Raw genomic sequence first — 11,354 nt, 5'->3', positions numbered from 1 at the left:
TAGCACGTGTGTAGCCCAGCCCGTAAGGGCCATGAGGACTTGACGTCATCCCCACCTTCCTCGCGGCTTATCACCGGCAGTCTCCTTAGAGTGCTCAACTAAATGGTAGCAACTAAGGACGGGGGTTGCGCTCGTTGCGGGACTTAACCCAACATCTCACGACACGAGCTGACGACAGCCATGCAGCACCTGTCTCCGGTCCAGCCGAACTGAAGGACTCCGTCTCTGGAGTCCGCGACCGGGATGTCAAGGGCTGGTAAGGTTCTGCGCGTTGCGTCGAATTAAACCACATGCTCCACCGCTTGTGCGGGCCCCCGTCAATTCCTTTGAGTTTTAATCTTGCGACCGTACTCCCCAGGCGGAATGCTTAAAGCGTTAGCTGCGCCACTAGTGAGTAAACCCACTAACGGCTGGCATTCATCGTTTACGGCGTGGACTACCAGGGTATCTAATCCTGTTTGCTCCCCACGCTTTCGTGCCTCAGCGTCAGTATCGGGCCAGTGAGCCGCCTTCGCCACTGGTGTTCTTGCGAATATCTACGAATTTCACCTCTACACTCGCAGTTCCACTCACCTCTCCCGAACTCAAGATCCTCAGTATCAAAGGCAGTTCTGGAGTTGAGCTCCAGGATTTCACCCCTGACTTAAAGACCCGCCTACGCACCCTTTACGCCCAGTGATTCCGAGCAACGCTAGCCCCCTTCGTATTACCGCGGCTGCTGGCACGAAGTTAGCCGGGGCTTATTCTTGCGGTACCGTCATTATCTTCCCGCACAAAAGAGCTTTACAACCCTAGGGCCTTCATCACTCACGCGGCATGGCTGGATCAGGCTTGCGCCCATTGTCCAATATTCCCCACTGCTGCCTCCCGTAGGAGTTTGGGCCGTGTCTCAGTCCCAATGTGGCTGATCATCCTCTCAGACCAGCTACTGATCGTCGCCTTGGTGAGCCATTACCTCACCAACTAGCTAATCAGACGCGGGCCGATCTTTCGGCGATAAATCTTTCCCCGTAAGGGCTTATCCGGTATTAGCCCAAGTTTCCCTGGGTTGTTCCGAACCAAAAGGTACGTTCCCACGCGTTACTCACCCGTCTGCCGCTGACGTATTGCTACGCCCGCTCGACTTGCATGTGTTAAGCCTGCCGCCAGCGTTCGCTCTGAGCCAGGATCAAACTCTCAAGTTGGACTTGAAACTTTAAACCGGCTGATCACAACGTTTGACGAGGTCCCACCATATTTATTGAACGCGATTCACATCGCGAACAACGATGGTGTAACCTATGTAAACGTGTACCGCCGAAGTCTTTCGTCCAGCCTCAACACCCGAAGACCGAAATCTTCAAGTATTCGAGACTCGCAAGGACTCCGCCGTCCACGTTTCTCTTTCTTCATCTTCACTTGTCAAACAGCCCGGAGCCCTAAAACCCCTCTCCCATCGCTGGGAGCTTTCCATCTCTGGAACTCGTTCTTCCCGAGGGAAGCCTTCCGAAGACCCCATTCGACGGCAAATGACAACCGATGGGTACCGGCTGTTGATTCACTCATCTTAGTGAGGAGCTTCACGGGCACGAAAACTTGCCTTGGCCTTGGGCCAAGACAGCGCCGCGCTCAGTGGGCGGTTTATAAGCCCGCCTAATCGGCCTTGTCAACGGTTGTCGTCAACAAATTGTCGCATCGTCGCAGAGAATCTTCCGCTGCGAATAAGTCCAGATATTTAAGGACTTCACGCCGTACTTGAGCCACAATCCTGCGACGTTCTGACGTTACGTAAGCTTTGAATCGCCGAATGCCAGTGGGGGGCTGCCGGCATTCATCTCACGGGGAACTGGCGATCTTCTACAAACCCATCGCCCTTTCTCACGGCCGAGAAAACATCGAGAGATCTACGCACCATTGTTGTTCGTGATTCCGGCTAAGTCTTTGGCCTTCGATTCCTGAACATCCGTGCGGCACGCCATGTTCCCGGTCACCCCTTAAGAGGGCGAACGCGGGTTCAGAATGAGCGAAGGTCTCGTCGAAGTTGATGAAATGGGGGGACGGCGGGTTGAACCAACGGACGTCACGCGGGGGCGGCTACGGACGCGAGACCGGGATCATCGATCTCGGTCACGAGCCGCCGCTTTCGGTCGATGGCTCCGAGGCCGCGGTGATCGATCGCCGTCGCGTCTCCGTGCAGTGGTTTAGCGGCACGATCCTGACTGGCCTATGCGGCGCGGCCCTAATCGGCGGCGCCGTTTTTGCATCCCTCGACGGCGAAATGACCTTTGCCAAGGTGCCGGAACGCGTCGAGGGAGCGCTGCGCGGCGCGTTCGGCGCCAACGACCGCGCCGCCAGCCTGCACAAGAGCGATCGTCTGCCGCCGCCCAGCGAATCGACCGCCGCGCGGAATGTGATGCGGGTTTCTACCGTCGCCCGCGTCGGCAACCGCGACGTGATGCGGGTGCGGCCGTTCACCCGGATCTCCGGCAACCTGTCGATGACGACAAGCGATCTCAGCAGCAAGATCCCCCCGTTCAACGCGCAGCGCATGTTGACCGATGTCGGAGCCGCCACTCCCGCGGCCTCCGAGGATCCGAATAACCCTGACGCGATCGAACCCGATGCCGAGGTTTCGTTCGTCACCAAAGACCTCGCGCCGATCCTGCCGAAGGCGAAGCTCGCCGCGGTAGTTGCGCTCGACGAGGTTCTGATGCGGGTCCGCGATGCCTCGAACTGGCGCGGCGGCAGCGGCGTGCGTTACGCGCTTGCCAATGCAACGGCCGATGCCAGCGGCGCGCAGCCCGACCTTAAATTGGCCTACGCCACCGAAGGCAGCATCCCCGATCCCTACGCCGGCTTTCAAATCCGCGTAATCCCGGAAAACGTCACGCTGCTGCCGAAGACGAAAGATCAGGCCACCGGCGGCAATCCAACCAATGAACGTGTTCACGCGGTCAAGAAGGGCGATACCGTTACATCGATCCTGCGCGAACAGGGCGCCACGGCGGAAGAGGCGAAATCCATCGCCGCCACGCTCGGCGCCCGCGGCCGCGATGGTGGGCTGAAAGAAGGCCAGAAGCTGCGCATCATGATGGCGCCGGCCGGTCCGGGCCAGCGGCTGCAGCCCTACCGGGTAATTGTCGCCAACGAGTCCACCATCGAAGCCGTCGCCGCGCTGTCCGATCTCGGCAAATACGTCGCCGTCGACGTGCAGAGCATGAACACCGTTACCGAAACCACCGATAACAGCGACGACGACGATGACGATGGGACCGGCGTGCGGCTCTATCAAAGCATCTACGAGACCGCGCTGCGCAACAAGGTGCCCCCGGCCGTCATCGAAGACATGGTCCGCATCTACTCCTACGACGTCGACTTCCAGCGCAAGGTGCAGCCAGGCGACTCGTTCGACGTGTTCTTCGCCGGTGAGGACGAAGGCTCCACCACCGAGAAGACCGAGGTGCAGTTCGCTTCCCTCACCGTCGGCGGCGAAACCAAGAAATACTATCGCTTCCAGACCCCCGACGACTCCGTGGTCGATTTCTACGACGAGAGCGGCAAGAGCGCGAAAAAGTTCCTGGTGCGCAAACCCGTCAACAACGCAATCATGCGCTCGGGCTTCGGGGGGCGGCGTCATCCCATCCTCGGCTACGTCAAAATGCATACCGGCGTCGATTGGGCTACGCCCTATGGCACGCCGATTTTTGCATCCGGCAACGGCGTCGTCGAAAAAGTCGGCTGGGAAGGCGGCTACGGCAAATACGTCCGTCTCAAGCATAACAACGGTTACGAGACCGCCTACGGCCACATGTCGGCCTACGCCAAGGGCATGGAGCCTGGCAAGCGGGTGCGGCAGGGCCAGGTGATCGGCTTCGTCGGATCGACGGGCATGTCGACCGGCGCCCACGTGCATTACGAAATTCTGGTCAACGGACGCTTTGTCGATCCGATGCGTATCAAGCTGCCGCGCGGCCGCTCGCTTGAAGGCCCGCTGATGGCGAGCTTCGAGAAAGAGCGCGATCGTCTCGATGCCATGATGAGCAACCGCGGCGGGGCGGCACGGGTCTCCGATGCCGCGGGCAGCGGCGGCGTGCGGCAAACCACCAATCGCTAGACTAGAAGCCGATGATTGGCGGTTCCAGGCTGCCAATGATGTCGCATCAGACCGGGCCCAAGTGCGGTTCCAGCCCCAGCTAACCCATTGAGCCGCCAAGCCGTTGCGATGGCAGCCGGTCATCAAATATCCTGAAACCGCCGTGGAACTCGAAAGGCCGTTGTCCGGTTGATTGGTCAGGAAAGCCTTCAAACGGAGGGTGTCATGGAGAATTGGAGTTGGACGAGCGCAAAAAATTGTGACGTCGCGAATCTGATCCTCGGCGCGTTTCTGTTTTTGTCGCCCTGGATGTTCGGATTCGATGCCGGGACGGTTTCTCAAAACGCCTATATCTCGGGTATCGTCATCGCGGTGCTGGCCATCGCGGCACTTGCGGCATTCGCGGTGTGGGAAGAGTGGCTGAACCTTATCGTCGGGTTGTGGACGCTCATTTCGCCCTGGGTGCTGGGCTTCCACGGAACCACAGCGATGACGGTCCATGTGATCGTGGGCGCTGCCGTAGCCATCCTCGCGGCGATCGAGCTCTGGATGATGTCCCAGAACCCGCCGCGGCTTACCACGGGCCGCTGATGTCTGCGGGATTGAGGGCAGCGTGAGGGATGAAGAGCCATGAGACGTCTCACGCGTGAGGACGTGACCAAGGCGGTCGTCCGGGCTGATGATGTGACGATTGCCGAAATCATTGGAACCGGTGCGACGGTCGACGAACTGGCGGAGGCTCAGGCCTGGATCGTCAACGACGAACCGCTCATGAACGCCGGCAAGCCGCTGGCGAGAGGGCGCGTCGGCGAGCTCGTCGACATCCTCACAGACCTTGATTCCATCGAGGACGACGACAAGGAACCCGGCCCCGTCGCCGGCTAGCTCTGGAGTGCCCCGCAAGCGCGCTGGCGAGAACACCTGCCGCGTGCAATGCGCGGCCGCGCCCACTCTCGGTCCTAATTCAGCTTCCGCCTCGGCACCGGTGCCTCTAACTGCGTGACCTCGGCGGTGTTCAGCGCCTTGCCGTTGAAGGTAAGCACGTTGCCTTCGACGGAAATCACGACGCGATCGCCTTCCTTGATCTCGCCGGCGAGGATCATCTCGGCCAGCGGATCCTGCACATAGCGCTGGATCACCCGCTTCAGCGGACGCGCGCCATAAGCAGGATCCCAACCCTTGGTCGCAAGCCAGTCGCGCGCGTCGGCATCGAGCGTGAGCGTGATCTTGCGATCCTCCAATAGCTTCCGCAGCCGGGAGAACTGGATCTCGACGATCCGGCCCATCTCGCTCCTCTGCAAGCGGTGGAACAGGATGATCTCGTCGACCCGGTTGAGGAACTCGGGCCGGAAATGCGCCCGCACCACACCCATCACCTCCTCGCGCACCTCCGAGGTATCCTCGCCTTCCGGCTGGTTGACCAGGAATTCCGAACCGAGGTTCGAGGTCATGATGATCAGCGTATTGCGGAAGTCGACGGTACGGCCCTGACCGTCGGTCAGGCGGCCGTCATCCAGCACCTGCAGCAGCACGTTGAAGACATCGGGATGCGCCTTTTCGATTTCGTCGAACAGCACCACCTGATAGGGCCGCCGCCGCACCGCTTCGGTCAGCGCGCCGCCCTCGTCATAGCCGACATAGCCCGGGGGCGCGCCGATCAGCCGCGAGACCGAGTGCTTCTCCATGTATTCGGACATGTCGAGGCGGACCATCGCGGTCTCGTTGTCGAACAAATATTCGGCCAGCGCCTTGGTCAGCTCGGTCTTGCCGACGCCGGTGGGGCCCAAGAACATGAACGAGCCCATGGGACGGTTCGGGTCCTGCAAGCCGGCGCGCGAACGGCGCACCGCGGTCGCCACCGCATGCACGGCTTCGGCCTGGCCCACGACGCGACTGCTGAGGGCTTCTTCCATCTTCAGGAGCTTTTCCCTCTCGCCCTCGAGCATCCTGTCGACGGGCACGCCGGTCCAGCGCGAGACGACTTGCGCGATGTGGTTGGCCGTGACGGCCTCCTCCATCATCTCGCCGGAATTTTCCTTGGCCTCGATTTCGGCGATCTGCTTCTCAAGCTCGGGAATCCGGCCGTAGGCCAGCTCCCCGGCGCGCTGATATTCGCCGCGCCGCTGGGCGTTGGCGAGCTCGACGCGCAGGGTCTCCAGTTCGGCCTTCAGCTTCTGCGCGTTCGACAGCTTGTTCTTCTCGGCAGTCCAGCGCGCCGTCAGCGCGGCCGCCTTTTCTTCAAGTTCGGCGAGTTCCTTCTCCAATGACTTCAGGCGGCTTTTCGAGCCCGGGTCGCTTTCCTTCTTCAAGGCTTCCTGCTCGATCTTCAGCCGCACGATCTCCCGATCAAGCGAATCGAGCTCTTCCGGCTTGGAATCGACCTGCATCTTCAGACGCGCCGCCGCTTCATCGACCAGATCGATCGCCTTGTCGGGCAGGAAACGGTTGGTGATGTAGCGGTGCGACAGCGTGGCCGCCGCAACCAGCGCGGAATCGGTGATACGCACGCCGTGGTGCTGCTCGTATTTGTCCTTCAGGCCGCGCAGGATCGAAATGGTATCCTCGACCGAAGGCTCGTTGACGTAGATCGGTTGGAACCGGCGCGCCAGCGCGGCATCCTTCTCGACGTGCTTCTGGTATTCGTCGAGCGTGGTTGCGCCGATGCAGTGCAATTCGCCGCGGGCCAGTGCGGGTTTGAGCAGGTTGGACGCATCCATCGCGCCGTCGGCCTTGCCGGCCCCGATCAGCGTGTGCATCTCGTCGATGAACAGGATGATGCTGCCCTCGGCCGCGATCACTTCCTGCAGCACGGCTTTCAGCCGCTCCTCGAACTCGCCGCGGTATTTCGCCCCCGCGATCAGTGCGCCCAGATCGAGCACCAGCAGCTTCTTGTCTTTCAGGCTTTCCGGCACGTCGCCATTGACGATCCGTAGCGCCAGACCCTCGACGATCGCGGTCTTGCCGACGCCGGGTTCACCGATCAGGACGGGATTGTTCTTGGTGCGGCGGGAGAGCACCTGGATGGTGCGGCGGATTTCCTCGTCCCGGCCGATCACCGGATCGAGCTTGCCGTCGCGCGCCGCCTGGGTCAGGTCGCGGGCATATTTCTTCAGCGCGTCATAGGCGTTTTCCGCCGTCGCGCTGTCGGCGGTGCGGCCCTTGCGCAGGGCTTCGATCGCCGCGTTGAGATTCTGCGGCGTGACGCCGGCCTTTCTTAAAATGCTGCCGGCTTCGCTGTTCTTGTCAAGCGCGAGCCCCAGCAACAGCCGTTCCACGGTGACAAAACTGTCGCCGGCCTTCTCGGCGGCCTTTTCCGCGGCGTCGAACGCGCGCGCCAGTTCCGGCGCGAGATAAACCTGTCCGGCGCCGCTTCCCGAAACCTTTGGCAGCTTGTTGAGCGCGTCCTCGGTCGCTTTCAGGATCGCGCGCGAATTGCCTCCGGCGCGGTCGATCAGGCCGCCGGCCAGGCCCTCGCTGTCGTCCAGCAAAACCTTCAGCATGTGCAACGGCGAAAACTGCTGGTGGCCGTCGCGTATCGCGAGCGATTGCGCCGACTGGATGAAGCCGCGCGCGCGCTCGGTGTATTTTTCAATGTTCATGTGTATTTTCCCTCAGCCTGCCGCTCCGCCCCTTCAGGCACGGACACGGCATCTTCATTGGGTTTCCGCGAGGCCGCATCGACATTCCTCAACCGGCCGCGGTCGCCTCGCCGATGCTCACGCCGGCTTGGGGCAAATGTGGGAAGACGGCCCCGGAAACGGAAGAGGCGATGTCACAAATTCGTGCGCGGTAGCGCCGAATGAGGGAATCCCTTAAGAAGCCGGATGCCTCCCGCCCAGCGCGCACAGATCGCCGGCATCTATCGCTATCCCGTCAAAGGGCTCTCGCCGGAACCGCTGCCGCGCGTCGCCCTGGAGCCCGGCCAGACGCTTCCCGCCGACCGCCGCTATGCCATCGAAAACGGCCCCAGCGGCTTCGATCCCACTGAGCCCAAATGGATGGCCAAGATCTATTTCCTGATGCTGCAGCGGGACGAATGGCTGGCGGCATTGCATGCCCGTTTCGACGATGCGAGCAACGTCCTGACCATCCGGCGGAATGGCGCGATCGCCGTTCAAGGCAACCTCGAAACAGCCGAGGGCCGGGCCGCCATCGAGCGGTTCTTCACGGATAGCTACGCCGGCTCGATCAAGGGGCCACCGAAAATACTCTCGAGCCAGGGCCACAGCTTCTCGGATGTCGCCAGGAAGGTCGTCTCCATCATCAATCTCGGCAGCGTTGCCGCCATCGAGAACATGGTCGGACAGCCGGTTCATCCGCTGCGCTTCCGCGCCAACCTCTATGTCGAGGGCTGGCCGGCATGGCACGAGTTCGACCTGGTCGGCCAAACCCTCGCCATCGGCGAGGCGCGGCTGAAGGTGGTGAAGCGGATCACCCGCTGCGCCGCCATCAACGTCGATCCGGAAACCGCGGCGCGCGACCTCGACATCCCGTCTGCACTGATGCGCCGCCTCGGCCACGCCGAGTGCGGGATCTATGCCGAGGTGATCGCCGGTGGCGTCATCGGCGTCGGCGATGCGATCGCGGCAGTAGAGCCGCAGCTGCTGTAGGCAATTCGTCTTCGTCAAAGACATCATTTCGCGTTCCCGCGGCGCGATGCGTCCGGGTCTTGCAATGGACCACCCTCAAAAGGAGGGTGCAGGGAATGCCGGGTGCGCGCTGCACCCGCGGTCTCGTGTGCAAAGATGCACAAGAAAACGCACACGAGCATACAGGTACAGACGGAGCAATCCGGCATTCCCTGCGCAATGGCTTTACGGCTTATGCCGTGCTCTCCCCGGCGAGCGAATTCGTCTTGTCACCGTCGTCAGCGGATTGATGGCGCGCCGGAGCCCGGTTGGGCCCGACATGCCTCCGCGGACTTGGCGCCAGCAACGGGCGTCAGGACCACACGGTTTTGCCGTACGCGAGATGCGCCTTCGCCAAAGGTTTCGGCGGACAAGCCCGTCGAAACGTCTGGCACAGGCGAAAGCAGCGCCGTCGTCTTGCGCGCTGTTGTTCACTCACGGAAGCCGCCCCGTGAACACATTGCGCGTCGACGCTGTCGCGTCCACCACATCCCATCCCGCGTTCGTGACGATCGCGATACGCCCCTCCTGGGGGATGAGATGGCGCAAGCTGATAAAGGTGATTTGCCCGACGGAACCAGCGAAATGTTTTTCTCGAGGGGACTGGACGACCCAAATCACATTGAAATCTCTGCGCAAATCGAAGTTTACGCGCGACCTCCCACGGGCGTATCTTTAACCCAAACCGCAATCGCCCGCATCGTGAGGCGTCACAAGACTGGCGCGATCGGCAATGGCGCCCGCGTTTCAGATTAGCGTACAGCACGATGAATTCAGTGGTCCCGAAATGACAGCCGAAAGCGCAAATGGGAGATTGAGATGGATGATCGAACGGTGCGGGCGGCGCTGGAGCGCCATGGGGATGCTTCGGACGCGAGCGATTTCAAGGTCGAACATGAAATCTACCGCGAGGATGCTGTGCTGGATTATCCGCAATCGGGCGAGCGGATCCGCGGCCGGCACAACATACAAGAGAGCCGATTCGTCCAGCCAAACAAGAAGCGTTTTACGGTCCGGCGAATTATCGGCAGCGGCGATCTCTGGGTCACTGAATTCGTACTTGCCTATGACGGCATACCATCTTACGCGGTGAGCATCATGGAATTCCGCGAAGGACTGGTGGCCAACGAAACGCAATACTTCGCCGATCGGTTTGACCCTGCACCCTCGCGTGCGCATCTTGTTGAGCGAGTAGGCGAAATCACGTCGTCCTAAATACACCGCCGAGGAGAACCCCACATCGGCGGTGATGTAGATGAGATTTCCATGTTCATGAACCGCGCGCACCACAGGCTGCCGCGGCCGGTGGGATTGCCGCCGATGTAACGGCGTGCCTCGGCGACCACATTCGACGAACCGAATCCTCCGGGCGCGGCCATGGCGGCAGGAGCCGCGGTCGGCGCCGCACTGGCGTTCCTGATATCTGGAGCGTATAATTTCACGTCACTTGGCGGTAGCGCGGATGTCCGTTTTCTCAAGCAGATTAGGTCTCGTATTCGTATTGGCGGCGCTCTGCCTGGGCGGGCGAACGGCCCACGCGCAAGCTGCCCCTGTGAAATATTGGACTCCAGGCTGGCCCTTCAGCTTCGGTGACAATCCAACCGTCGGCCAGGACTCAAACACTTACGGCGACTTTCCGAGCTTTGACGGCAGTGACGCCCGAGGCGGCGGCTTTTCCCATATGCGCTACAATTTTCCAAACGGATGGTTTGTCGGCAGCGAGCGCGGCGGCATGGGCCTGGGCGTGAGCGGCATCAACCGGAATGCAGCTTTTGGCAATTTCGGCTCGCTCTATACCGAAGGCGTGCAGTTCGGCTACAGCTTCAAAAACGCGAGTGGATTGCCCGTCACGGTCTATGCGGGTTTCGACACCTTGAAATATAATACCGGCATCGGTGGCCCTTTCGCGCCCTTCGACTCCGTGTCCGGCACGCTGCCCGTCTATAGCGCGCATGCCGGCGTCGAATTTCAAGCGACGTCGAATCTCAGCCTGTCACTTGGAGTCGGCTACACCCAACAGTCGGGGCGCATCGACAGCGATATCAACTCGCCCTTGCTGCCCGGCGCTTCTCCGTTTGCCTTCGGCGGTCGCCGGTAACGCGCGTTTCAACGGGGACTTGAGACAAGCGGAAACGCGCTGGCGCGCATCTGCTTTCAGGGGGTAGAACAGACATCCGGTAGCTAAGTCACAATGTTCGAGTCTGACCCAATTCAGACAGCTAGGCTCCGCGACATTCGGAAGCGCAAAATGAGACCCTTCTAGACGTTGTCATGCGCTACGAGAACTTTCCCCATGCCCGCTCGGTAGCCCACCATATCATTCCGGCTCCTCCGAGGATGATCACGCCCAAACAAATCCATCCAAGTATGCCGACGGTGACGAGCGCCGCACCGAGCGCCATCACGGGCACGATCATGGCGATGAAGTAGGGCCCGGTGTATCGGCAGTGTGTGCGATTACAGCGTCGCGCATTCATGATGCACGCCGCGCCCATCCAGCCGAGGGCGATGACCCAGACAGCAGTTCGCAGCGATACCGGAGCGAACAAACTGACGAGGATCGCTGAGTTTGGTATCCACCACGCGAGCAAATTGGTGCGTTTGCTGCTGAGCCAATCGCGCGAGATGTCCGTTGTCGGGTTGCTCATGGTGGA

General features: G+C 61.0%; 9 protein-coding genes, 1 rRNA gene and 1 pseudogene (1 of these 11 only partly in view). 7 read left to right on the top strand and 4 right to left on the bottom strand.

Going from position 1 to position 11,354, the window contains the following annotated elements; translation table 11 throughout:
* A 16S ribosomal RNA gene (locus tag N554_RS0123645) occupies nucleotides 1-1,184 on the bottom strand (it extends 305 nt beyond the left edge of the window).
* Nucleotides 1,185-2,044: 860 nt separating this feature from the next.
* On the opposite strand from N554_RS0123645, the gene N554_RS0123640 reads away from it, so the two are divergent.
* The 3 genes from N554_RS0123640 to N554_RS0123630 all read left to right on the top strand — a co-directional run bounded on the left by N554_RS0123640 (nucleotide 2,045) and on the right by N554_RS0123630 (nucleotide 4,957).
* Nucleotides 2,045-4,093: a M23 family metallopeptidase gene (locus tag N554_RS0123640; protein WP_029585764.1), complete on the top strand. Its 2,049-nt coding sequence runs from the start codon at nucleotides 2,045-2,047 to the stop codon at nucleotides 4,091-4,093.
* 204 nt (nucleotides 4,094-4,297) lie between these two features.
* Nucleotides 4,298-4,663, top strand: a complete 366-nt coding sequence (locus tag N554_RS0123635; protein WP_029585763.1) for an SPW repeat protein — start codon at nucleotides 4,298-4,300, stop codon at nucleotides 4,661-4,663.
* 63 nt (nucleotides 4,664-4,726) lie between these two features.
* Entirely contained in the window at nucleotides 4,727-4,957 is a 231-nt protein-coding gene (locus N554_RS0123630; protein WP_371259516.1) for a hypothetical protein, read from the top strand.
* A gap of 74 nt (nucleotides 4,958-5,031) precedes the next feature.
* On the opposite strand, the gene clpB is transcribed toward N554_RS0123630, so the two are convergent.
* The gene (clpB, locus tag N554_RS0123625; RefSeq protein WP_029585761.1) at nucleotides 5,032-7,671 is read right to left on the bottom strand and encodes an ATP-dependent chaperone ClpB; all 2,640 of its coding nucleotides are present in this window, start codon (nucleotides 7,669-7,671) and stop codon (nucleotides 5,032-5,034) included.
* 225 nt (nucleotides 7,672-7,896) lie between these two features.
* Between clpB and N554_RS0123620 the strand changes: the two genes are divergently transcribed.
* The 3 genes from N554_RS0123620 to N554_RS0123610 all read left to right on the top strand — a co-directional run bounded on the left by N554_RS0123620 (nucleotide 7,897) and on the right by N554_RS0123610 (nucleotide 9,915).
* Nucleotides 7,897-8,682, top strand: coding sequence for an MOSC domain-containing protein (locus tag N554_RS0123620; protein ID WP_029585760.1), 786 nt, complete (start codon nucleotides 7,897-7,899; stop codon nucleotides 8,680-8,682).
* 558 nt (nucleotides 8,683-9,240) lie between these two features.
* On the top strand, nucleotides 9,241-9,456 hold the full coding sequence (locus tag N554_RS40230) for a hypothetical protein (RefSeq protein WP_156042059.1): 216 nt from the start codon (nucleotides 9,241-9,243) through the stop codon (nucleotides 9,454-9,456).
* A gap of 63 nt (nucleotides 9,457-9,519) precedes the next feature.
* Nucleotides 9,520-9,915 carry a nuclear transport factor 2 family protein gene (locus tag N554_RS0123610; RefSeq protein ID WP_029585758.1) on the top strand — a complete coding sequence of 132 codons (396 nt, stop codon included), beginning with the start codon at nucleotides 9,520-9,522 and terminating at the stop codon, nucleotides 9,913-9,915.
* Nucleotides 9,916-9,929: 14 nt separating this feature from the next.
* Here N554_RS0123610 and N554_RS42240 read toward each other — a convergent pair.
* A pseudogene (locus tag N554_RS42240) lies at nucleotides 9,930-10,067 on the bottom strand (TIGR02594 family protein); the annotation flags it as partial.
* A 95-nt stretch (nucleotides 10,068-10,162) separates the two neighbouring features.
* Between N554_RS42240 and N554_RS0123605 the strand changes: the two are divergent.
* Nucleotides 10,163-10,798, top strand: coding sequence for a hypothetical protein (locus tag N554_RS0123605; RefSeq protein ID WP_029585757.1), 636 nt, complete (start codon nucleotides 10,163-10,165; stop codon nucleotides 10,796-10,798).
* 178 nt (nucleotides 10,799-10,976) lie between these two features.
* Here N554_RS0123605 and N554_RS38685 read toward each other — a convergent pair whose 3' ends face one another.
* Nucleotides 10,977-11,348: a hypothetical protein gene (locus N554_RS38685; protein WP_036053901.1), complete on the bottom strand. Its 372-nt coding sequence runs from the start codon at nucleotides 11,346-11,348 to the stop codon at nucleotides 10,977-10,979.
* Nucleotides 11,349-11,354: the final 6 nt, after the last annotated feature.

It is taken from the genome of Bradyrhizobium sp. URHD0069, assembly GCF_000701345.1.
Lineage (GTDB): Bacteria > Pseudomonadota > Alphaproteobacteria > Rhizobiales > Xanthobacteraceae > Bradyrhizobium.
This window is presented reverse-complemented; position numbering and strand designations above follow the sequence as displayed.